21 protein-coding genes, 1 pseudogene and 1 riboswitch are annotated in these 23,094 nt (G+C 36.5%); of the genes and pseudogenes, 4 read left to right on the top strand and 18 right to left on the bottom strand.

Annotated elements, in window-relative coordinates:
- Position 1 precedes the first annotated feature (1 nt).
- From BMY13_RS06050 to BMY13_RS06035, 4 genes are read right to left on the bottom strand one after another with little or no spacing between them, the layout of a single operon-like run.
- Positions 2–931, bottom strand: a complete 930-nt coding sequence (locus BMY13_RS06050; RefSeq protein WP_092503275.1) for a type II secretion system F family protein — start codon at positions 929–931, stop codon at positions 2–4.
- Entirely contained in the window at positions 903–2,273 is a 1,371-nt protein-coding gene (locus tag BMY13_RS06045) for a TadA family conjugal transfer-associated ATPase (RefSeq protein ID WP_092503273.1), read from the bottom strand. Before BMY13_RS06045 ends, BMY13_RS06050 begins: the two co-directional genes overlap by 29 nt.
- A gap of 20 nt (positions 2,274–2,293) precedes the next feature.
- On the bottom strand, positions 2,294–3,427 hold the full coding sequence (locus BMY13_RS06040) for a CpaE/TadZ family protein (protein ID WP_092492112.1): 1,134 nt from the start codon (positions 3,425–3,427) through the stop codon (positions 2,294–2,296).
- 41 nt (positions 3,428–3,468) lie between these two features.
- Entirely contained in the window at positions 3,469–4,206 is a 738-nt protein-coding gene (locus tag BMY13_RS06035) for an SAF domain-containing protein (RefSeq protein ID WP_092503271.1), read from the bottom strand.
- Between the two features lie 390 nt (positions 4,207–4,596).
- Between BMY13_RS06035 and BMY13_RS06030 the strand changes: the two genes are divergently transcribed.
- Positions 4,597–4,878: a hypothetical protein gene (locus BMY13_RS06030; RefSeq protein ID WP_092492110.1), complete on the top strand. Its 282-nt coding sequence runs from the start codon at positions 4,597–4,599 to the stop codon at positions 4,876–4,878.
- Between the two features lie 23 nt (positions 4,879–4,901).
- Here the strand turns inward: BMY13_RS06030 and BMY13_RS06025 are convergent, their stop codons facing one another.
- Positions 4,902–5,174, bottom strand: a complete 273-nt coding sequence (locus tag BMY13_RS06025) for a YutD family protein (protein ID WP_092492109.1) — start codon at positions 5,172–5,174, stop codon at positions 4,902–4,904.
- Between the two features lie 140 nt (positions 5,175–5,314).
- Between BMY13_RS06025 and BMY13_RS06020 the strand changes: the two genes are divergently transcribed.
- Together BMY13_RS06020 and BMY13_RS06015 are read left to right on the top strand one after the other, a co-directional pair.
- Positions 5,315–5,872 (top strand): YhcN/YlaJ family sporulation lipoprotein, encoded by a 558-nt coding sequence (locus BMY13_RS06020; RefSeq protein ID WP_092503269.1) that lies wholly within the window; start codon positions 5,315–5,317, stop codon positions 5,870–5,872.
- A gap of 46 nt (positions 5,873–5,918) precedes the next feature.
- The gene (locus BMY13_RS06015) at positions 5,919–6,887 is read left to right on the top strand and encodes a M23 family metallopeptidase (protein WP_092492107.1); all 969 of its coding nucleotides are present in this window, start codon (positions 5,919–5,921) and stop codon (positions 6,885–6,887) included.
- Positions 6,888–7,028: 141 nt separating this feature from the next.
- Here the strand turns inward: BMY13_RS06015 and BMY13_RS06010 are convergent, their stop codons facing one another.
- The 9 genes and pseudogenes from BMY13_RS06010 to BMY13_RS20045 all read right to left on the bottom strand — a co-directional run.
- The gene (locus BMY13_RS06010; protein WP_092492106.1) at positions 7,029–7,130 is read right to left on the bottom strand and encodes a methionine/alanine import family NSS transporter small subunit; all 102 of its coding nucleotides are present in this window, start codon (positions 7,128–7,130) and stop codon (positions 7,029–7,031) included.
- A 4-nt stretch (positions 7,131–7,134) separates the two neighbouring features.
- On the bottom strand, positions 7,135–8,670 hold the full coding sequence (locus BMY13_RS06005) for a sodium-dependent transporter (protein WP_092503267.1): 1,536 nt from the start codon (positions 8,668–8,670) through the stop codon (positions 7,135–7,137).
- A 256-nt stretch (positions 8,671–8,926) separates the two neighbouring features.
- A complete protein-coding gene (locus tag BMY13_RS06000) occupies positions 8,927–10,474 on the bottom strand; it encodes a Na+/H+ antiporter NhaC family protein (protein ID WP_092503264.1) in 1,548 nt (515 codons plus the stop codon).
- Between the two features lie 459 nt (positions 10,475–10,933).
- A riboswitch (Lysine riboswitch) is annotated at positions 10,934–11,111 on the bottom strand.
- Positions 11,112–11,159: 48 nt separating this feature from the next.
- Positions 11,160–11,951: a sporulation protein YunB gene (gene yunB / locus BMY13_RS05995; protein ID WP_092503262.1), complete on the bottom strand. Its 792-nt coding sequence runs from the start codon at positions 11,949–11,951 to the stop codon at positions 11,160–11,162.
- A 63-nt stretch (positions 11,952–12,014) separates the two neighbouring features.
- A complete protein-coding gene (locus BMY13_RS05990) occupies positions 12,015–13,100 on the bottom strand; it encodes an HD-GYP domain-containing protein (protein WP_092503260.1) in 1,086 nt (361 codons plus the stop codon).
- A 223-nt stretch (positions 13,101–13,323) separates the two neighbouring features.
- Positions 13,324–13,626: a YunC family protein gene (locus tag BMY13_RS05985; RefSeq protein WP_092492101.1), complete on the bottom strand. Its 303-nt coding sequence runs from the start codon at positions 13,624–13,626 to the stop codon at positions 13,324–13,326.
- A 60-nt stretch (positions 13,627–13,686) separates the two neighbouring features.
- Positions 13,687–15,081 (bottom strand): bifunctional metallophosphatase/5'-nucleotidase, encoded by a 1,395-nt coding sequence (locus BMY13_RS05980; protein WP_092503258.1) that lies wholly within the window; start codon positions 15,079–15,081, stop codon positions 13,687–13,689.
- 12 nt (positions 15,082–15,093) lie between these two features.
- Entirely contained in the window at positions 15,094–15,873 is a 780-nt protein-coding gene (locus BMY13_RS05975; protein WP_092503255.1) for a sulfite exporter TauE/SafE family protein, read from the bottom strand.
- 498 nt (positions 15,874–16,371) lie between these two features.
- A pseudogene (locus tag BMY13_RS20045) lies at positions 16,372–16,469 on the bottom strand (IS200/IS605 family transposase); the annotation flags it as partial.
- 291 nt (positions 16,470–16,760) lie between these two features.
- On the opposite strand from BMY13_RS20045, the gene BMY13_RS05970 reads away from it, so the two are divergent.
- Positions 16,761–18,347 (top strand): FAD-dependent monooxygenase, encoded by a 1,587-nt coding sequence (locus BMY13_RS05970; RefSeq protein ID WP_092503252.1) that lies wholly within the window; start codon positions 16,761–16,763, stop codon positions 18,345–18,347.
- 288 nt (positions 18,348–18,635) lie between these two features.
- Here BMY13_RS05970 and sufB read toward each other — a convergent pair whose 3' ends face one another.
- The 4 genes from sufB to sufD all read right to left on the bottom strand — a co-directional run bounded on the left by sufB (position 18,636) and on the right by sufD (position 23,078).
- Positions 18,636–20,033 (bottom strand): Fe-S cluster assembly protein SufB, encoded by a 1,398-nt coding sequence (gene sufB, locus BMY13_RS05965; RefSeq protein WP_092492097.1) that lies wholly within the window; start codon positions 20,031–20,033, stop codon positions 18,636–18,638.
- A 93-nt stretch (positions 20,034–20,126) separates the two neighbouring features.
- Positions 20,127–20,558, bottom strand: a complete 432-nt coding sequence (gene sufU, locus BMY13_RS05960; RefSeq protein WP_092492096.1) for a Fe-S cluster assembly sulfur transfer protein SufU — start codon at positions 20,556–20,558, stop codon at positions 20,127–20,129.
- Positions 20,548–21,768 (bottom strand): cysteine desulfurase, encoded by a 1,221-nt coding sequence (locus tag BMY13_RS05955; RefSeq protein ID WP_092503250.1) that lies wholly within the window; start codon positions 21,766–21,768, stop codon positions 20,548–20,550. The genes sufU and BMY13_RS05955 overlap by 11 nt, the downstream gene beginning before the upstream one ends.
- Positions 21,768–23,078, bottom strand: coding sequence for a Fe-S cluster assembly protein SufD (gene sufD / locus BMY13_RS05950; RefSeq protein ID WP_092492094.1), 1,311 nt, complete (start codon positions 23,076–23,078; stop codon positions 21,768–21,770). The genes BMY13_RS05955 and sufD overlap by 1 nt, the downstream gene beginning before the upstream one ends.
- Positions 23,079–23,094 lie beyond the last annotated feature (16 nt).

Genomic DNA, 23,094 nt, shown 5'->3' with positions numbered 1-23,094 from the left:
ACTACACCTTTATATTCGTAATTTTTCGTATCAGGAAAAATGATAAAACAATTGATACTATAAATATTATTAATATTATTAATCCAAATCCGGAAAACAATGGATCAATAAAGCCATCAATCACATTATTCATAACAAGCAACAAGAATACAGGCAGTGCAGGAACAATAAACGAAATATATTTTTCTTCCGAGGTCATTGTCTTGATTACTTGATCTAATACTTTTCTTTCTTCAAATGTATCTGCCATTGTGTCAAGCGTTAATGCTAAGTTCCCACCGGTTTGCTTTTGTATTAGAAGTGTTGCAATAAACAGATTAAATTCACGTGACTTATTTCTCTTTTGTACGGAAAGAAATGCAGCTTCCATCGTGACACCCAGCTTCAGCTCATTGGAGATGCGTTTGAATTCATCTCCCGCTGGTGCTACAATTTCTCTTGCTGCTATGTCAATCCCCTGATTGATTGTTAACCCGGACCGTGCAGCATTTCCAAGAATCCTGCAAATTTCCCCAAGTTGTTCATTAAATCGTTTTTCATAATTATTTTTTCTAAAATAAAATAGTAAGTAATTTGCTACTAGAAGTAATAGTATTGGCAGTAACATTGCTACGTGGAATGGCATCCCGAATATGGAAAAAAACATTACAAGTAATGTGATATAGCCAGCAACCAATATTCCTAAATACTCCGAAGGCAACAATTTCAAATTTGCATTTTGCAGTTTATTCCGTAATGCTTGAGAGGATTCCTGTTCATCAAAACGATCCCCCCATTTACTAATAAAGCTTTTCCGCTCTTCTTCTGGGTACCACTGTCTTACTATTTGTTTCCATTCTTTCTTTTGGGAGCGATAACCTAAGTAAAAATACACAAACAGTAAAAGTGACAAAACTGCTAAACTATAAAGTATAGACACCGCTATGTTCATAGTCCACTTCCTCCTTTGGGGTGAAGAAATCCCTCTCCAATTCTATTCCAAAGATCTTAAGATGTGGTAAACATTTTGGGATTATCCCTGTTGGTGTATAATCACCCCTTATATTTCCATCACTGTCTACACCTGTTCGTTGAAATCTGAATATGTCCCTTACTTCTATTTTGTTACCTTCTATTTTTTCAAGTTCTGATATGTTCGTGATCTTACGAGTTCCGTCAGTTAAGCGTTGAACCTGGACGATATAATCCAATGCTCCGACAATATAATCGCGAATGATATGTGTAGGTAAATCCATTCCTGCCATAACTACCATCCCTTCTACACGATTAATTGCATCTATTGGAGTGTTTGAGTGAACAGTTGTTAACGATCCTTCGTGACCAGTATTCATTGCTTGGAGCATGTCAAATGCCTCTGCTCCACGAACCTCTCCAACAATAATCCGGTCGGGCCTCATCCGTAACGAGTTTTTGACCAAGTTCCGAATGGTTATTTCTCCACTGCCTTCAACGTTTGGGGGGCGGGATTCCATTCCAACAACATTGGATCTGTCAAGTTTAAGTTCTGCAGAATCTTCAATTGTTATTACCCTTTCACCATGTGGAATTGATTTTGCCAAAGCATTTAGCAAAGTAGTTTTACCACTTCCTGTTCCACCAGAGATTAATACATTTAATTTCGTTTCTACTAATACCTTCAAGAAGATAGACATTTTATTTGTGAACGTGTTGTATGTTTCTAGATCATCCATAGTAAATGGGGTTTTTCTGAACTTACGAATGGATATTATCGTACCCGCTAGGCTAATTGGTGAAATTATTGCGTTCACACGACTACCATCAGGCAATCTAGCATCAACCATTGGAGAGCTTTCATCAATTCTTCGACCAAGTGGGGCAACAACCCGGTCAACAATGTGACGCACATGGGATTCATCCTTAAAAGAAACGTTCGTCCGATCAAGTCTACCGTTTCGTTCAACATAAACTTCTCTTGGGCTATTTACCAGAATTTCGGTAATGGAATCATCCTTTAAAAGGGGTTCCAACGGTCCGAATCCAATACTTTCATCAATAAGATTGGAAAGAAGTTTTTCTTTATCCTGTCTTGGTATGACTACTTTTTCCTCAGCCATAAACTGACTAACATATCGTTCAATTTTCAAACGTTTGTCTGACTCTTTTAAACTAGTAATTTGTTCCAGGTTAACTTCAGTTAAAAGTCTGGTTTTATAGTGTTCTACCAATTCATCTATATATCCGGAATTGGCGACAAAGCTAGCATCAATATCATTACGTGCATTGGCTTCTCCTTTATTTTGAAAAAGAGACATGATACCACCTCACTTGTTTATTATTTCAACATCGAATTTACCCATTTATGTATATCTTTAGCAACAGGAGTCAATTTCTTCTCTTGTGCCTCCTTACGCAGTGTTTCACCTTGATTAATATATGACTGAACATTTTTAATATCCTTTCTAATTTCTGCAGCAATTGTGTAGGATACAAAACGGTCCATATCTTTCTTCGTCAATTCCTTATCTTTACCTTTAAAGTTCATTACAAGTTCAAGTCGATCATCTGTTATAATTCCTAATCTATGAAACAGATTTTCAACACCTTTTAAGACCCTAATAGCTACTGTATCAATATCCATTACATAATAGATTCGGTATGCCTCTTCCAAAACGGTAAAAACCCTCTCATCAATCCAATTGGGTAAATCAACAATAATAAAATCATAGCTACGTTTACTGGCTCGTAAAAGTTTTATAATAAATTCATCATTGATTTTCTCGGCCATCTCGGCGTCTCTTGGACTTACCAGCACATTTAAGTCGGAGTGTTCTTCCTTTTCAGCAATGTTTCGCAAATGTGGTTCATTTAATTCATCAATTACTGGAAGCAAGTCGATTATTGATCGATTACTGTCTATGCCCAAAAATGTCTCAGCACCACCAAATTGTAAATTTAAGTCGATAAATAATACTTTTGCTGTTGACTCTAATTTTAACGTCTGCGCAAATGTAGTACTTAATAGTGACTTTCCTGTTCCCCCGCTTCCGCTATAAAAGGCAAATATCTTACCTCCACCGCGTTTGAAGCTCTCAGTTTCATCAGCCTTTTCAATTCGTTGTTTCACTTCTCTTGCTAATATTTCAAGATGTTCTTGAAATATCAACTCCTCACCGGGAAACACATAATAATCAGAAATGCCCAGCCTTATTAATCCTCGCAGCAATTCAAAATCCTCTTCATCATTTAAACATATGATGGATGCATTAGGAGAGTCTGATAACACAACCTGTGCATCATCGACGGCTGAATTATTACTATTTAACAAAATGACAATTTGTGCATTGTATTTTTTTAAATCTGTAGCAGTTATAAAATGCACCTGAAATGATTCATTTATATGTTCACCTAAAGCCGAAATCAATTCTTCATTCTTTCCAATAACATAAATATCATTTACTTTAGCCATCCTCTTCCTCCAAATACTGAAATAAATACACTATTCTTTTCTTATTCTTTATTATCCTTTTTTTCTTTTTCTGCATTTGCTTTCTTTTCTTTATCCTTCTCCGGTACTTCCTCTATTACTTGTTTGTTTTCAGCCTCAGCTTCTTCTTTATCTGCTTGCTTTTGCATTTGGCCAACATTTGATTTCACAATTCTTAGGCTATCGGCATAATTTTGCATATGTATGAGTTCCGGTACCTTTTCAAAAGGAATCTCTAACTGCACGCCAGAAAATTCCTTTTTTTGGGTCGCCACCCTGGCAACTTTTACGTCTTTCATGAAAACCTCAGTTAGCGGCTCTTCTCCAAAGCTGTTTGAAATGATAATATCCACACGATCCAGCGCAAATAACTCTTGGTCAAAAAAAATCTTTTCGGAAGAATTCAACAATGTTATCAACCGATTATCTGTTTCCGTGATTGTTGAAGTTTTTTTCAATATACTTTTAGTAATAATTTCTCCAGATGACAGTGGTACAACTGACACTATATTTTTCAATGATTCAATATTCGTAATATGTTCATCACGTAAATATTTCTTTGGTATCTCGTCTGTAGTAATATCTTCTGGCTTAATCATTGATCTTGAAGGAATATCGTTGTTAGCAACATAAACCTCCACAATGGTTCCAAGGTTACTGTTTAAGGCTTGAACTTTTTTTAATACAAGAAATCCAGAAACTAATGCTAATACAAGTGCGATCAGAAAAAATATAATTGCCTTCCGTTTCGATTCAAGCATTTATTGACCCTCTTTCTCTCTTCAATATATACGATTAAACATAAGTAATATATACAATACATCATTACATAAATACCAATTGTGTCAATATTGTTACAAATAATAAGCGTTACTACTGAGTAATTAATGCCTACAAAATTAGTAAAAATTTCCAACATTAAATAAACGATTAAACGAATAATAAGTATAATTACCTAAAAAAATCAATTAAATGTAAATAAATGTTAATTAATTAGGTACTATTATTTATTTTTTCAAATTATTAAATAATTGTCCTTTATCTTAAATTCAAAATATTTTCATAGTCGAAATTAACTATTTATATTGGATGAAATTAACATGATATTTTTGTGCTAGTTGTAGAAATTAATAAAGAAAGGATGATGTTGCGTGTCAAAAAGAGATAAGAAGAAGTATAGTAATTTTTCAAATGTAAATAGTCAGAATAACTTAATACCTGAAGAGTTTCCTGAAGGACCTTTTGGATCGGCTATTAATGATGAGGAACCAGTTTTTAGTAAGTCGACACCCTGGGAAAAGGGTCAACGCCGTCAAAGTGCGTTTGTTTATCCTGATAAAGAGCGCCATGATGATTTGCCAAGACAAGCGTCTGGTGCGCATCCTATTCATGATGAACCAGGCGATGTTCACCCAGAAGAAGAAAAGCAGTAGTTCAAAGAGAACTACTGCTTTTCTTAATCAATTTTTTTTATAATAAAATAAGCACAGCCAAAATTACAATACTCGTACAAATAGTCATCCAACGTACTTATTTTTGTATCAAATGCTGCTTTTGAGTTTTGGTCATCATAAAAGCCCTTAAGTCGGAGTTGCTCATATCCCCAGTCCCCAACAATAAAGTCGTATTTTGATAATATGTCAGAAAATCGTTCATTAAATTTTTCCTCTTGGTAAGCATCTTTTATATTTTCTATAATTTCGTATTTTTTTCCTTGAATTTCAATCAATTAAGTCACCCCTCTTGTGCTGATTATAGTTTATCACATCAAAGCAATTAACAACCACCAATTTTCACAATAATTTAATGAATGAATTCATCACAATACAACAAACTAAGGTCATGTGAAATTACATTAGGAGGAAAATTATGAACAAGACACTTTTTCTATCATTATTAATTGTAACTGTCACACTTGCCGGATGTGCAAATACAGACAATGCAACAGAAGATGAACAACAGCAAATAGTGGATGAGCTTGATCCTTCTCAGGAAAACCAACCAGACAACCCTGCTGGAGATAACAAATTAGGGTATGTTCGATACACGAAAGATCAATTGAACAGTGATCCTGAAAAGTATAATTCTGTCACCATCGATCGAACAAAAATGGCCAATATGATTACTCGGATCATATTGCGTAATGATGGATTTGAAGAAGTCGCTACTTTAGTTACTGATGAAGAAGTTCTTATCGCGTATTCTAAAAATGAGGGAATGGATTCCACCAAAGCTGCGGATATGGCTAAAAAATCAGCTGTTTCTGCAATGCCTGGGTACTTCGAGGTTTATGTATCTGATAATGAGTTACTGATGCAGGATATTCAAAGTCTCCATAATTCAAGTGTTCAGGAAAATGATTATGACAATACGATCAACCGGATAATTAATGAAATGAAGAAATCACCACAGGGTATGGAAGAATAAACAACTACTGATCTCTATAGTGGAGAACTAAGGAGGTGAACCGTCTATGTCAGTAAAACTTTATACGCTACTAGTTCCAATTTTAATTATTGGATTATATTATGGAGGACAAGAGGTACTGGCGAAAGAGCAGTTATACGATGAACGTATGGCATTATACAAAAAAACCGAGGCGTTAACACAAGTACCCTGGTATTATATAGCAGCAATTGATCAATATGAACGAAACAGCAAGAAAGACGAAGCCGATGAAAAGGTAGTATCAATAACAATCCCAAATGAACTCTGGTATGGTCTTGGAAATAGTTCCTTGATTCAGGATGAAGATATTATACAATTTTTTCACGGTGATGGAAAAGATGGAAATGGCGATAATAAAGCTGATCCAAAACAGTCTGAGGACGTTCTCTTTACAATGGCTAATATAATTTTGGAATACGGACCAGCTAAAGATGAAGTGAAAATTGCTCTTTGGAATTACTATAAACGAGACCTTACTGTTAAAACTATCATGAATACAGCTAAAGTATTTCGAAAATTCAAGAGTATTAACCTGACAGACCGTGATTTCCCTGTTTCATTAAACCACAACTACAGTTACCGAAGTACATGGGGAAACAGACGGGGTTTTGGTGGCTTACGAATCCACGAAGGCACTGATATTTTTGCTGGATACGGAACCCCTGTTAAATCCACCACATACGGAGTTGTCGAATTAAAAGGTTGGAATCTATATGGTGGGTGGAGAATCGGGATTCGTGATATATATAATATTTATCACTACTATGGTCATTTAAGCGGTTATGAGGATGATATTAAGGTAGGACAGGTAGTGCAACCTGGAGATGTTCTTGGAAGTGTTGGATCGACTGGATATGGCCCACCTGGAACCTCAGGTAAATTCCCACCACATTTGCACTACGGAATGTATAAAGATAATGGACATAGCGAGTGGTCATTTGATCCATATCCATACTTACGTAAATGGGAAAAAATGGCGAAAGATAAAGACTAAGATAAGTTGTAAGATTAGAAAACTTGGCTTATCCCCAATCCTAAGTTTCACTTGAGCAGTAAGAAAGGATTTATATTTTCTTAACTGCATAAAAAAGAGCCTCTACCTAAAAAGGTACAGGCTCTTAATAAATTTATATACTTATTGTTTGGATTTCTTCACAGCGTTTGTGATACTAGCTGCTAATCCTCCCCAAATAATTACCATACCAAGGATCATAACGAATATTGCTCCACCACTCATTTAGTTACCCCTCCCCAGTTTTCTTTGATTCTTCTTCTGCAGCTTCTGATGATTTCCATTTCGTTAATGCTAACAGGACACCTATTACCAATGCACCAGCAGCAACGAACCATCCTCCAAACAAGATAAACGTATCTGAATAGTTTCCATAGTTACCAGATTCCGTTTCAAATAGTTTCAGCAGATTCTGCTTAAACAAGCCGTACATTGTATATCCTAGCACTAATGGTGTAATAACACTTAAACTTAGTGTCCACCACCAGCCAAGCTTAATATCTGAAATTTCATTTGCATGTTCCTTGAAATCTCCTAGTTTACGCAAGAACCACGCTATTACTACTACTTCAACAAGACCAACGAAAGCTACACCAAACTGGTTAATAAAGTAATCAGCAGCATCCAGGAAGCTTAACCCGCCCTGTGTTGCAAATAATAATGAGATAACTGCGGCAGTTCCGCCACCGAATAATACTGCCTTTGAACGTGATATTTTGAATTTATCCACCAAACCAGCGACGTAAGTCTCAGTAATTGACATAAGTGACGATAAGCCGGCAAGCACCAGTGAAGCGAAGAACAGGAATCCGAATAGTTCATTTAGTGCAGGGAATTCATTTATGATTGCCGGGAATACGACAAAAGCCAATCCAACCCCACCAGAAACAACTTCATCTACTGGTACTCCTTGTTGATTCGCCATAAAACCTAAGATTCCAAATACTCCAATACCAGCAAGTAATTCAAAACTAGAGTTTCCGAAACCAACAATGAAAGCATTATTTGTTAAATCAGTTTTCTTCGGTAAATAACTTGAGTACGTGATCATAATCGCGAATGCAATAGATAAACTGAAGAATATTTGCCCGTAAGCAGCTACCCAAACATCAGGATTCCCAATTTTACTAAAATCAGGTGCAAAGAATGCCTCAAGACCATCAATTGCTCCAGGTAAAGTAATTGCACGGATTACAATAATAAGAAAAATAATTACCAATGCTGGTATAAAAATCCGGTTTGCAGTTTCAATACCCTTTTTAACACCCTTGAACAGGATACCTAGTACAACTGCCCAAACAATGATTAAAGGAATTAGCACTCCTGGAACAAAACTGCCTGTCTGACCAGGGTCAACAGTTAAGTTCAAATAATCGGTAAATAAGAATGCCTCTGTGTCTGAACCCCAATTCAAATTAAATGAGAATATTGAATAAGATATTGCCCAGGCAATAATAACAGAGTAATAGGTCGATATGACGAAGGCAACTAATACTGCCCACCAACCAATAAATTCTGATCCTTTACTCATTTTCTTATAGGTTAACGGTGCAGACCCACGGTATTTGTGACCCATAGTAAATTCCATAATTAAAATTGGAATACCTGCTGTTAATAATGCAATTAGGTATGGAATAAAAAACGCACCACCACCACTTTCATACGCTGTTGCTGGGAATCGCCATATATTACCCAGACCAATTGCGGATCCAACAGCAGCAAAGATAAAACCTGCTCTTGTCCCCCATTGAGAACGATTTTCCATTTGAAGACCTCCCCTTTTTCTTCCTTATTACATCCTAAGTATATGTATGAGAGTAACAAGGAATGTTTACAATCTTTATTTTATTCTGATATTGATGTTTGTATTATAACGGTACTTTTTGACTATGTCAAAGTAATATTGAAATTTTCTGTATTCACTTTATTTTCGTTAAATAAAATTCTCTATAAATATGAAGAAATAGGCCATCACGAAAGTTATTTATACTTATCATAATGACCTATTTTTCCTGGATTTTCTATTTTGTTTTGTTGAAAAACTGAATAACGAATCCAACCAAAACTACTACAATTAATGCAGCTAACAGAGCAAAAACTACTTGATTGGTTATACCAATTATTAAGAAACCAATTGCTGAAGCAAATGCTGCGATAAGAGCATATGGAAGCTGTGTCAAAACGTGATCAATATGGTTACTGCCTGCACCTGTGGATGATAATATGGTTGTATCTGATATTGGTGTACAGTGATCACCAAAGACAGACCCTGCCAATACAGCAGATAGAGCTGGAAGCAACATTGAAACGTCTGTTATAACTGCTACTTCCGCTGCAATTGGCAGCATAATCCCAAATGTTCCCCACGATGTACCTGTTGCTAATGCCATCAGGCCTGCAATAATAAAGAACAACAGTGGCAAAAATGCTGAACTGATTGAAGCATCGCTAACAATCTGTGCTAGATATTGACCTGTTTCAAGGGTCCCAATTACAGAACCAATCATCCAGGCAAGCAGCAATATATAAATGGCAGGAAGCATTGTTTTGATACCCTCGAACAGAATTTTTTCCCAATTAGCTTTTGGTTGTCCTTGCTGGAGATGGAATACTAAGGCGGTTAATACTGACGCAATTCCTCCCAAAAATAATGAAAGGTTAACATTCGTATTTGCAAAAGTTGTTATAATCGTAACCTTAGCTCCACTTGCATTCATACCTGTTAAAACCATTGCCGTAACAGTAGCCACAATTAAAACACCAATCGGAACTAATAAATGGTAAATTCTTCCCTGTTGATGTGGTTCGAAAGCATCACTAAGATCTCCCGGTACATTACTTTCACCGGGTTTAAGCAACTTCCCTTCCGTTTTAGCCCGATCTTCATGTTTACGCATTGCTCCTATATCCATTTTAAGAAATGCAACTAAAAAGACGAGCAATATTGCGGTAAACGCATAAAAGTTAAGTGGGATCATTGTAATAAATGCTTCAAGGGGTTGAATATTGGTTATTTCGTTTGTGGCAAGCAGCCCTCCAATAATACCAATAATATAAGCTCCCCAGCTTGATATTGGTGAAATTACGGTCACCGGTGCTGATGTCGAATCAATAAAGTATGCAAGCTTTGCCCGAGAAATTTTATGCCGGTCTGTTAATGGTCTCGCAATTTGCCCTACAGCCAGACTATTAAAGTAATCATCTATAAAAATAATTAGCCCCATAATTGCTGTCATTACTTGAGCACCATTACGTGTCCTAACCCTATTAATCATCCAGTCTCCAAAGGCTCTGCTTCCTCCTGACGCTGTCAAAAACGCTGTCAGCATCCCTAGAAGCAATAAAAAGCTCAATAAGTAAATATTACCAATGTTAATCGATCCATCCGAAATAAAAATATTATAAAAAATTATACCTATTTCCTGAATAGAATCGACTACTGCAAAATCATGAATAAATAAAGCTCCGACAATTATTCCTGCCCCTAAAGACAGCAATACCTTTCTCGTTAGTAATACAAGTACTAACATAATAACTGCTGGAATTATTGAAAAAATTGTTCCTTCCATGTTCTTTCCTCCATTTCTTTGATGAAGTGCATGATGAAAGAGATTCGATGTGAGTATATTAGCTTATCACCAGAAATTACTAGTGAAAGCCCTCGTTATACTGTTATATCTTCTAAAGGTAAGGCTATTTACATAGCTTTTGTTGCTTTTTAATCTTCACAGTTGATATAAACTACGACACAGACTAAGGGTAACCGGTCTTGTAGTATTTAATGCGGCTCCCTGACCACGCAGTGCGCAGCACGAGGAGGCTCGACAGCCGCCCGCGGAAAGCGTAGTGTATTTCCGGAGTGGAGTTTTTCAACATTGTGTCGCAGTCTATATCAACTACGTAATGATTTCATTGCTTTGATAAAACAACAGTCTTTTAGAAAACAGCCTAAAGTAAAAAAAAGACACAAAAAAGCAATGATAGAAAATAACCTACCATTGCTTATACAGTATACGTTATCCTCCATTTCGATCAGTAGTTCTCCATGCACTAAGTATTAGCATGGCAGTATATCTTTTATTCAAAAACATACCAGCAATAATGACTTGACTATCATTACACTTCGGCAAAAAACCCTTTCATCAGCCTTCATTGATGGTCAACCTCCAACTGACTACTCATGTTTTCTGCACCTCTACCTCACCGATCTGATAAGGTTAGCCATATTAAATTTTCTTAACACATTATAGCAAATTATTCATCTTCTAGCAATGAGTCCTTATCTATGGAAATTGATGGATCTCCATCGCCACTACCACTGAAAAATTCTGGTACATCACCCATAACAACTCTTGAATCAATATAAATTTTTGTTGAAACTCTTGTAAGGTCAGTAGTGAATGGGATAACTATTTGTACGTCTGCCTCTACAATAATATAAATTGTTACTAACGCGCCATTTATTCCAAGGTCTTTTATATCACGGACAACATCCGTTTGTACATTACCAACAAGTTCCAGATTAACAGGTATTTTCGGCCCCAAATTGGCAAGTACAGAATTACCAGTAGCCTGACCAAGGGGTATCTCCACTACGGTCGGATCTTTTTTTGGAAGATTTTCTGCACCGCCATCATACTCGATAGGATCATTCAATGATTCCTCATATCTTGGCTGCCTTCCTTCATTCATACTAATAAAGAACTCTTCTACACGATCTGTTGACACCCTATTTATTTCACTAACTACTGCTGAATTCCAGCCATATGTAGTTATATTCCCTTCATTATCCTCAGTCATTGAAATAAGGTCTTCAAAATTATAATTTTCTGCAAACCGTACAGCAGTATTTATAGCTCGGGTAGCAAATTCGGTTGTTTTTACCTCGGCTATTCTCATCAAAGTTGGTTTAATCCCTTTATCTATTACCCATATACTAATCGATGTCATGAAAACAAATAATATCAAAGTAATTACAAAAATATTTTTCACGGGAGGTGGTGTCCGTGGATTCCTTTTCCTCCTGATGATGGGCTGCCTCAACATAAAAACCCCCTTATAAAACAACTTATGCTTGTTTAAAGGAGGTTAGAATTCAATATTTTGCAATTATGATTCCAGATTACACGACGTAATTGTCACATTAAGTATTATTGCTAAATCAATTTCATATGGTTCAACTTCCATGCCATTTTCCTTAAAGACTCGAATAATAGGGCGATCACATAGATGGTTATTCTGCTGCGCAACAATACCATTTCTGCCATCACTTAATTTAACAGTCAGTCCATTCGGATATACAGCTACACTTTTCTTAAATGCTTCAACTATCTCTTTATCAAATAACTTTATTGCACCAGCATATAACACTTCTAAGCCTTCGTGCGGCAGCTTCGCATCCCGATATACTCGATTACTTGTAACAGCATCGAAAACGTCAGCGACACCGATAAGTTTAGCATACTTATGCAATTGGTCTCCCTCAATACCACGCGGATAGCCTGATCCATCCAAACGTTCATGATGTTGGTATGCGCAATGGGCTACTAATAATGGTAGATCAAGTTGCTTTCTTAAAAAATCGTATCCTAGCTGTGTATGGCTTTTAATAATTTCAAATTCATCACTATCAAGCTTGTCAGGTTTCTGCAATATATCCTGATCGATAAATACTTTACCAACATCATGCAGCATTGCACCAGTACCAATTTCGGATAACTCTTTTTTGGACAGACCTAATTCAATCCCTATTGCAATCGAGTAAATAGTTACATTTATGGAATGCTGAAAAATATAATCATCTGTCACAAAGATATCAGCAAGTAATGATACAGTATCTGAATTGTTTTGTATCTCTTCCATAATCTGCTGAACTATATCTGTCAGTTTTTTTCCTTGTTTATTCAATATATGTGAGTTATTCATATATCCATCCTGTCTCATTTTAGAGAAAGTTTCTTTTATAGTATTGGATGCCTCCATCCGTAGTTTTTCTGAAATTGGAGATTCAATATGAATATCATCTGTTAATTCATCTTTTATGTAAACATATGTTATACCTAGGTTAATAAGTCGCCTGATAACTCTCTCTGTTAAACCTAGACCTTTTTGTATTAATACCTGACCATTATCATTATATATGGTTTGTGCAAGAGTGGTGCCAGGTTGAATAGATTTCGTACTTACAAGTCTCATAATGTGCTCCCTACTTCACCTTGTCCGACATTTTTCGTTTTAATTCGACAAACATCCATTAAAATAATATCAAATAATATCTAAAAATGCTATAAAAAGTTTAGAAAACTTGGCATTTGCCAAGCCTTTAGGCGAATGCCTTAGTTGCACTTATGCAGTAAGAAAGGATTTATGCTTGTTTAACTTCATAAATAAAATGCCTTCCACTTTGGAAGACATGTCGTTATGATATTTTGTCTAGTGCTTCTTTCCCTATCATCCCTGATTCCCATCCGTATACTTTTGAGGCATCGGTAATCTTTTCCAGTGGCGCATTTAATAATTCATCAATGGTTTTGACACCTACTGCACGCCCCGCTATTACTTTTCTATCCGCCAGCACATTGTTTAATAAATCTACATCCAGTGCGCCGCACATGATGTATCCTACCTCATTGGAGATCATTAATAAATTTGTTTTAGGTAATTCTACCGTAATCGCAGTAAAAAACATACCGTTCACTTCCAAAGGATTTACAGTAATCATTTAACGTTTATTCCTCCCTCATAATGTACACAATATCTTATGCACTGGGGAGGTTATTTGTCACACAAAATCATTTCGCAGCGTCTGTGCTAATAAATCACGAAGAAATTCAGGTAAAAAATATTTCTTTGTTTCCGATTTAGCTACTTCTGGCAGTAAACGTCCAAACGTAAACGTATCTGCTGTTGCAACTGTATAGGATTTATTTTGATCTAGGGCCTCACCATTCCAGGTAACCTGTTCAACGTATTCATGTCCATCTTCCCGATAAAATGTATCTACTTTCAAACCAGAATAGATCATTCTTCCAATTACCTCACCCCGGAAACCGAATCCTTTCAATTTAAGCTCCGTTAATTCTTTTGTAAAGGAAGCCCGAACTACCTCAAGCAGTTCATCTCCCTTTAATTCTACAACACACGGATTTATCGGATGTGGGCATATCCGATGAATATCCTTGTAGGTAATGTTACCGGCTGGCAATTGGTCTAGCAGCACACCTGCATTTAGCATCGCAACATCCGCTTTAGTCCATTCACGTAATGTGTCAGTTAGTTTTTGCATCACATGTGTATGTCTGAACCACTTTATTTCAACTGGGTTATCAAGATGAACCACTGTTTCACCAAGGATTTTATCAGCTTTCTCTGTCAGTTCAATTAAGGTCTGTTCCGTGTGTAGATCCTTCGCCATATGTGTTGTATCTTTTGTATATGCTTCCTTTTTTACCAGTTTTTGAAGTGAATGATCCCATGTTAAGATAACTTCACCAACAAATGTACAATGTTTACCAGCAGCAGTTATGATTGTATTGTTAATCATTTCTCCAGTACGCAGTAAATGATGTGTATGACCACCAATAATAATATCAATATCATCGAACCTGCGTGCAATTTCCTGATCTTCCGTAATGCCAAGATGAGATAACAAAATGATGACATCAGTAGATTCTTTTAATTTTGTTATATGCTCTTCCAATGCTTGAAGAGGTATAGATATATGCCAATCAAGCAGCTCATAAAATGCATTAAATGGAGCAGTCAATCCAATAATACCAATCCGAACACCATTAACTGACTTAATTTCTACAGTTGGCTGCAGCCAATTTGGTTCAGTGCCAGTAAGACTTTGCATGTTCGCACAAACTACCTGAAAATTAGCATCATCATATAAATGGTGCAAATCATCATGGGTCAAAGTTATGCCTTCATTATTGCCGATTGTAGCTAGGTCATAACCTACATCGTTCATTAAGCTCACATTTGCCTTCCCCATAAAGGCTTCTGCAATCGGATTTACACGATCTACATGATCTCCTATATCGATTAACCAGCATGAGTTTCCTTCAGCTGTTTTCCGTTCCTTTTCTTCTTTCAGATATCCGGCAACACGGGACCAATTTTCAAAGTAACTATGTAAATCGTTTGTATAATAAAAATAAAGTTTCTCCTGCATGTTATATACTCCTTACATTATTCCATCAATAATAAGCCGAATTCCTATTACAATTAAGATAATCCTTATAAACCATTCAAGTATATTACCATTAATTTTCTGATTTATTTTAGCACCAATTGTACCGCCTATCCATGCACCGGGAATAAAAAAGAATACATACTCCCAAGCAACATGGCCTAAAGCAATGTGCGTGCTTGCACTAATAATACTAATGAATAATATCATAAACATTGATGTCGCTGTGGCTATATGCACGGGTAATCCAAATAAAAGAATCATCACCGGGACCATTATTGAGCCACCACCTATACCAAACATGCCTGATAATATACCAACCCCTAAAGAAATTATAAACGCTGGCCAAATAGATACATTGTATTGATATGTATCACCTGATTTAGATTTAGGCTGTTTTCGCTTTATTAGAAATGATAGTGATAAAGTGATCATCAATAATCCGAAATAGAGGGTGAATTTATCCGAATCGACAAACTGATTTAGCCATGACCCAAAAATACCACCAGGAATACTCCCAGTCAAAAGCAGCAATCCTAATCGATAATCAACCCTTCTCTCCTTATAATAGGAGATTGTGGATGAAAACGCAGTAAATACCATGGCAATTAATGATATACCAACAATCATCTGCGGGGTTGCCCACGCAAATGAATCAAAATTCTGATACATGATTAATAGGCTGGGGATTAAAATGATTCCACCGCCCAGTCCAATAAGACTTCCAATAAATGCTGATATAACAGCAATTAAAACACAAATAATATAAACCAAATACTACCCCCTCAATCTTGTTCGCTTCTACCACAATAGTAGCACTGATTAAGGATGAAATACATCATAATGCTGTTGATTTCTGTTGGAATATCTACTTATCATTAATGTCTTCCTTCTACTACTATTATCGAACCTAAAGTGAAATAGGTGTCATATGAAAAGTTTATTTTGATGCCACTTTTTGGCTACGACATACGATTGTAGTTGTAGAAGTGGTATAAGTGGACCTAAGAAAACAAAATACGTTTTCATGACAATGTTATATTAAGGTGCAGTTAATAAAATATATACTTTATATCTGCATAAGTGCAACTAAGGTGTTTAATCTATAAAGATAGTTCTATCTCTTCGGATTAATACTTCCTTTACTCAATATGAAAAATCTATTCCCCGTTATAAAGAATAGCCCATTTCTTGAAGAATCGATATCAATATACTGGCAATTATTCCAACCGAACAGAGTATCTTCGCAAAAAGTAACATTTCTTATACAAGTTCAATTAATTTCTTATTCCTATCACAAGATTTATATAAATTTATTTACACCAGAATATTCTATTCCCATATCTATACTTTAAATTTGAATATCTGTCATCTTTTTCTTTTATAGCTTCAAAAGAAAGTGAAACTACAACGTTAAGGAATTTTTAATATTATAAGCCTAATTTCTCAATTTAACGTTAAAAAAGTAAGCTTTATTCGTTGCACCATTAAGTTTGTTTTGCTGAAGATCTTTATTCACAATACACGAATTATAAGCTTATGATATCCTCTATCACGGACCACCATTTAAGAAAAAATTTAGATTTTCTTTAGAGAGAGTTTATAATTTTATTTTATGCTAATTTAAGACAAAACATATATTAAAAAGGAGGATGTATTAGATGAAAACAAAAACTTCTGTACTCATCATTGGCGGTGGATTAAGTGGATTGTCAGTTGCATTGTTTTTAGCCTATCGCAATATAGACTGTATTGTTATTGAAAAGCATCAAACGACTTCCATTCAATATAAGTTCAGCGGGATTTCTGCACGTTCAATGGAGTTGTACCGTAATGTAGGCATCGAAGACGCCATTAGAAAGCAACGTCCAAGAAGAGAATCCAATATTGTAGTCATGGCAAAAAATCTAGCCGATGAGGATCACAAAATCATGGAAATTGAACAGGCCGATACTAGCCAGATTAGTCCAACACGCCATGCAGAATGTGAACAGGACCGATTAGAACCGATTTTAAAGAAAAAAGCAGTAAAACTGGGAGCGGATATCAGATTTAATACAGAGGTTACGGATATTAGACAGGGGATGGGTAAGGTTAAAGTATTGATTAAAAATCAATCTACTGAGCAAACTTCAGAGATCCATGCTTCCTATGTCATTGCAGCAGATGGATCAAATGGCAAAACGAGAGAAAAATTAGGTGTAAGTCGACAAGGACCTGGTATCCTTCAAAATTGGTTAAATGTCATTTTTGACACAGATGCACTACCAGCAATAAATGGTTGCTATTTCACTGCCTCAATTCTTGAGGACATTAATGGTACCTTGGTACCTAGAGAAGGAACAAAACGCTGGTCGATGTCAGTTCAGTATTTTCCTCAAGAGGGAGAAAAACCAAGTGACTATACAGATGAACGATGTAAGGAATTAATTAAAAGAGGATTAGGAAGAGATGATGTAAACTTAAACATTGTAAATATAAAACCTTGGGAAGCTGCAGCTTTTATATCCGACAAGTTTGTGTATGAAAGGGTCTTTTTTATTGGTGATACTGCTCATGTCATCCCTCCAACAGGTGGATTTAGTGGAAATACTGGAATTCATGATGCTTATAATCTTGCTTGGAAGCTTGAGTCTGTTATTAAAGGAATAGCAGGAGCAGAATTATTAAACACGTATGGACAAGAACGACAACCAATTGCCTATCAAACCATGCAACAAGCCTTAGCGCGACTTCAAGCCTGGTTTAAAGACCCAAGTAACAAACTGCCCCCTGTAGAGAAAATCATTCCCGACAATAATGTGGTATTTGGATACCGTTATCAAAACGGTTGTCTTATCCATGAAACCGGGCAAACCAATCAGGAAGTATTTGAGGATGTAAATAATCCTACAGTTCGACCTGGAGGGCGTGCACCTCACCTAAATTTAGAGAATAACGGTCAAATTGTTTCAACAATTGACTTATTTTTGGATCAGTGGGTTGTTCTTACTGGGGTAGATGGTGAAAAATGGGAAAATGCAATCCAGCAATCCAAATGGGCTAAGCAAGTGAGATGCTATAGAATTGGTCAAAACGGAGAATTGAAGGATTATAGTAATAGTTTTAGAAAGAAATATGACGTTGGTATGGAAGGAGCAGTGCTAATACGTCCCGATGGCTTTATTGCCTGGAGATCAAAGGAGATGACAGAACACCCAAATGAACTTATCCACGAGGTATTTAATCGATTGTTATTTGTACATTAATTCGGTGATTAATGTACAATAAACAATAATCATTTAAATTAGCTTACTGAATGACTTTCTCGAAAACAAGTGCCCCTTATAGTATTATCTAAAAATAGGATACCAAAGGGAAATGACAAGTAATTCATTTAACTCTGGAGGACTTGCTTTAGATGCTATTTATATATTATTCCTTAAACCTGATCACCATTTTCAATAAACTGAGCTAAAAAGTGTATCTCAAAATTCTGGTTCTGCACAACGAAAAAAGCCTTGATATGACAAAGTCATATCAAGGCTTTCTACAGTTTAGCCGATTGAACCTTCCATTTCAAATTTGATTAGGCGGTTCATTTCTACGGCATATTCCATTGGAAGTTCTTTTGTAAATGGCTCGATAAAGCCCATTACAATCATCTCGGTAGCTTCTTCTTCACCAAGTCCTCTACTCATAAGGTAGAACAACTGCTCTTCAGAAACTTTGGAAACTTTTGCTTCGTGTTCCAAGGAAATATTGTCATTATTAATTTCGTTATATGGAATTGTATCGGATGTTGATTCGTTATCCATAATTAACGTATCACACTCAATGTTAGAACGTGCACCGGATGCTTTTCGTCCAAAATTAACAATACCCCGATACGATACTTTACCACCTTGTTTTGAAATTGACTTCGAAACGATAGTGGAAGAAGTATTCGGTGCAAGGTGATGCATTTTAGCACCAGCATCCTGGTGCTGGCCACGGCCGGCAATTGCAATTGAAAGTGTATTACCACGTGCACCTTCACCTTTTAAGATGATAGATGGATATTTCATTGTCAACTTAGAACCGATGTTACCATCAATCCATTCCATTGTTGCATTTGCATCAGCAGTGGCACGTTTAGTAACCAAGTTATAAACGTTATTTGCCCAGTTCTGAATTGTTGTATAACGGCAATATGCATCTTTATGAACAAAGATTTCAACGACCGCACTGTGCAGTGAATTCGTTGTATAAACTGGTGCTGTACAACCTTCAACATAGTGTACAGATGAACCTTCATCAGCGATGATAAGTGTACGTTCAAACTGTCCCATATTTTCCGAGTTTATACGGAAATATGCTTGTAGAGGTGTTGTCGTTTGCACACCCTTTGGAACATAGATGAACGATCCGCCAGACCATACTGCTGAATTTAATGCGGAAAATTTGTTATCTGACGCTGGAATAACCTTTCCAAAATATTGTCTGAAAAGATCTTCGTTTTCCTTGAGCGCAGTATCCGTATCCTTAAATATGATACCCATATCAGATAAGTCTTGTTTTAAGCTGTGGTATACTACCTCAGATTCATACTGTGCAGATACACCAGCAAGATATTTTTGTTCAGCTTCAGGAATACCTAATTTATCAAATGTCTGTTTGATTTCATCAGGTACTTCATCCCATGATTTCTCTGTTCTTTCGGATGGCTTAACATAGTAGATAATCTCATCAAAGTTCAATTCAGAAAGATCTCCACCCCATTGTGGCATTGGCATCTTATAGAATTGATTCAATGCTTTCAAACGATAATCCAGCATCCATTGAGGTTCTTCTTTCATTCTTGAGATTTCTTCAACTACCTCTTGCGTAAGTCCTTTTCCAGAGCGGAAAACCGAAACGTCTTTATCATGAAAGCCATATTTATACTCTTCCATTTCTGGCATTTGCTTTGCCATGTAAAAAACCTCCTTCAGGTGTTTTGGGACGTACTAGTACCGATACGGCATTGCGTATAACCGGCAATAACTCCATCATCCGTTAGCTACCTACTATTCTTGAACACCTTTTTCCATTGCTTTCCAAGCAAGAGTTGCACATTTAATTCTTGCTGGAAATTTTGAAACACCTTGCAATGCTTCAATATCACCAAGGTCTGTATCACCTAAGTCCATCTCTTCACCAAGCATCATTTGTGAAAAAGCTTTCGACATTTCTAACGCGTCTTCAAGTCTTTTTCCTTTAACTGCTTGGGTCATCATTGATGCAGATGACATACTGATTGAACAACCTTCACCATCAAACTTGGCATCTTGAACAACTCCATTTTCTACTTGCAATTGAAGCTGAATCCGATCACCACATGTTGGGTTATTCATATCAACAGTTAGCGCGTCACCTTCAACTGAACCCCGATTTCTTGGATTCTTATAGTGATCCATGATTACCTGTCTATATAATGTATCAAGGTTGTTAAAAGACATCACCAAAATACTCCTTTGTTTTCAAAAGTCCATCGACTAAGCGATCAATATCTTCTTCTGTATTATACAAATAAAAGCTGGCACGTGCTGTTGCTACTACCTCAAGCCATTTCATCAGTGGCTGTGCACAATGATGTCCTGCACGAACAGCTATTCCTTCTGCATCAAGTACAGTGGCTGTATCGTGTGGGTGTACATCGTCTAAATTAAATGTAACTAATGCTGCACGTTTTTCAGGACCATATATAGTAATACCATCAATAGATCTTAAATTTTTGAGAGCATAATCAGCTAACTTTTGTTCATGTGCTGTTATATTCTCTAATCCAACATCATTCAAAAAGTCAATGGCTGCACCTAATCCGATTGCACCAGCAATAATAGGCGTTCCACCTTCAAACTTCCAAGGCAATTCTTTCCATGTTGAATCGTAGAGATTAACAAAGTCTATCATCTCTCCACCGAATTCGACTGGCTCCATATCTTCAAGAAGTTCTCTCTTACCATACAATACCCCGATACCAGTTGGCCCACACATTTTATGACCAGAGAACGCATAAAAATCACAATCCAATTCCTTCACGTCAACTTTCATATGTGGTGCACCCTGCGCACCATCAACTACAGTAACTGCATCATTTTGATGAGCAATTTGTGCAACTTCTTTAACCGGGTTAACAGTTCCAAGTACATTGGATACATGTGTAACAGCAACTACTTTTGTATTACCTGTTATTGTCTCACGTACATCGTCCAATGTAAACGTTCCATTAGGTTGTAATGGTATATATTTTAGTGTTGCACCTGTAGCTTTAGCTGCTTGTTGCCAAGGTATTATATTACTGTGATGTTCCATTGGAGTGATTACAATTTCATCTCCAGCTTTCAAATTGGCACGTGCATAACTGTAGGCAACTGTGTTGATTGATGTAGTTGTACCACGTGTGAAAATAACTTCTGCAGTACTATTTGCATTAATAAACCGTCGTACCTTTTCACGAGCACCTTCATATTTGTCAGTAGCCCGTGTACCCAGTGTATGAACACCGCGATGCACATTGGAATTATCCTGTCGATAATAGGCATCAACGGCTTCTATCACCTGCAACGGTTTTTGCGATGTTGCAGATGAGTCTAAATATACTAAAGGATGTCCATTAACTTCCTGATCTAAAATAGGAAATTGCTGCCTTATGGCTTTTACATCCATTAGTATACCTTCCTTTCAATTACTTGTGTCAACTGTTCCTTAACTGAAGCAATTGGCAGCCTATTTACTACTGGAGCAAGGAAACCGTGAATGATTAAACGCTCTGCTTCTTTCTGTGTAATTCCACGGCTCATCAAATAGTATAATTGAAGCGGGTCAACACGACCAACAGACGCTGCGTGACCTGCTGTAACATCGTCTTCATCGATTAGAAGAATTGGGTTAGCATCACCACGTGCTTTTTCACTTAGCATCAAGACGCGTGATTCCTGTTCAGCATTTGATTTTGAAGCACCATGTTCAATTTTTCCAATACCATTAAATATAGATGTTGCACTGTCCTTCATAACACCATGTTGTAAAATATGTCCCTCAGATTCTTTACCAAAGTGAACAATGTTTGCTGTGAAGTTCTGTATTTGCTTTCCGCGACCAACTGAAACAGTTTTCGCATTTGATTCAGAATTGTCACCAACTAGATGTGTAACGTTTTCCGAAACAGTATTCCCATCATTCATTTGACCTAAAGCCCAGTCAATTTTTGCATCACGATATGCGACACCACGACGGTTAATATAAGAAGTTGTTCCAGCAGCAAAATTGTCAACCGCTCCAAACGAAACCTGCGCATTGTTATGCGCAATAACTTCCGTAACGATGTTTGCCACAGTTTCTTCTTCTTTATTTTGTGATACATAATTCTCAACATATGTTAAAGAACTATTATCATCAGCAACAACCAATACATGATTAAACATTGCCGCTTCAGGATCTTCCTGCCAAAAAATCACTTGCAATGGTTCTTCCAGCTGTACATTTTTAGGTACATATACGAATACGCCACCGTTCATCAATGCTGTATGAAGTGCGGTCAAACGATGTTCATCAACAGAAACAGCGTCCTTCATATAATAACGTTTAACCAAATCTTCATGCTCACGAAGTGCCGTAAAGATATCAGTAAATATAACGCCTTTACTTTTCAGCTCTTCATTTAACGAAGCATATGCAACCGTATGATTGCGCTGTATTACAAGGTTTTCCTGTTTATTTTCTTTATCAAGAAAATCCTGGATATCTGCTGGTAAATTATCTAATGACGAAATCTCCTCACCTTTAGCTGCATCATGTTTGAATTTACTGAAATTCCATCTGCCTATTTTCGTTTTATCAGGCTTAGGCATTTCCAGTGTATCAGCTTGTTCTAAAGCTTGAAGGCGTAATGATTTCATCCATTCCGGTTCATTATTATCTTGTGAAAACTGGCTGATATAATCTTTATCGTATGGTAGCTTTGTCTCAACAGTCATATTACCCCTCCTAACT

The organism is Virgibacillus subterraneus, assembly GCF_900110695.1.
GTDB classification, from domain to species: Bacteria; Bacillota; Bacilli; order Bacillales; family Amphibacillaceae; genus Lentibacillus; species Lentibacillus subterraneus.
Note: the sequence above shows the minus strand (reverse complement) of the source record. Positions and strands in the feature narration are given on the sequence as shown.

Coding starts and splice junctions, on each gene's coding strand:
- BMY13_RS06050 (WP_092503275.1), bottom strand. CDS start 931: ATGAACATAGCGGTGTCTATACTTTATAGTTTAGCAGTTTTGTCACTT.
- BMY13_RS06045 (WP_092503273.1), bottom strand. CDS start 2,273: ATGTCTCTTTTTCAAAATAAAGGAGAAGCCAATGCACGTAATGATATT.
- BMY13_RS06040 (WP_092492112.1), bottom strand. CDS start 3,427: ATGGCTAAAGTAAATGATATTTATGTTATTGGAAAGAATGAAGAATTG.
- BMY13_RS06035 (WP_092503271.1), bottom strand. CDS start 4,206: ATGCTTGAATCGAAACGGAAGGCAATTATATTTTTTCTGATCGCACTT.
- BMY13_RS06020 (WP_092503269.1), top strand. CDS start 5,315: ATGAACAAGACACTTTTTCTATCATTATTAATTGTAACTGTCACACTT.
- BMY13_RS06015 (WP_092492107.1), top strand. CDS start 5,919: ATGTCAGTAAAACTTTATACGCTACTAGTTCCAATTTTAATTATTGGA.
- BMY13_RS06010 (WP_092492106.1), bottom strand. CDS start 7,130: ATGAGTGGTGGAGCAATATTCGTTATGATCCTTGGTATGGTAATTATT.
- BMY13_RS06005 (WP_092503267.1), bottom strand. CDS start 8,670: ATGGAAAATCGTTCTCAATGGGGGACAAGAGCAGGTTTTATCTTTGCT.
- BMY13_RS06000 (WP_092503264.1), bottom strand. CDS start 10,474: ATGGAAGGAACAATTTTTTCAATAATTCCAGCAGTTATTATGTTAGTA.
- yunB (WP_092503262.1), bottom strand. CDS start 11,951: ATGTTGAGGCAGCCCATCATCAGGAGGAAAAGGAATCCACGGACACCA.
- BMY13_RS05990 (WP_092503260.1), bottom strand. CDS start 13,100: ATGAGACTTGTAAGTACGAAATCTATTCAACCTGGCACCACTCTTGCA.
- BMY13_RS05985 (WP_092492101.1), bottom strand. CDS start 13,626: ATGATTACTGTAAATCCTTTGGAAGTGAACGGTATGTTTTTTACTGCG.
- BMY13_RS05980 (WP_092503258.1), bottom strand. CDS start 15,081: ATGCAGGAGAAACTTTATTTTTATTATACAAACGATTTACATAGTTAC.
- BMY13_RS05970 (WP_092503252.1), top strand. CDS start 16,761: ATGAAAACAAAAACTTCTGTACTCATCATTGGCGGTGGATTAAGTGGA.
- sufB (WP_092492097.1), bottom strand. CDS start 20,033: ATGGCAAAGCAAATGCCAGAAATGGAAGAGTATAAATATGGCTTTCAT.
- sufU (WP_092492096.1), bottom strand. CDS start 20,558: ATGTCTTTTAACAACCTTGATACATTATATAGACAGGTAATCATGGAT.
- BMY13_RS05955 (WP_092503250.1), bottom strand. CDS start 21,768: ATGGATGTAAAAGCCATAAGGCAGCAATTTCCTATTTTAGATCAGGAA.
- sufD (WP_092492094.1), bottom strand. CDS start 23,078: ATGACTGTTGAGACAAAGCTACCATACGATAAAGATTATATCAGCCAG.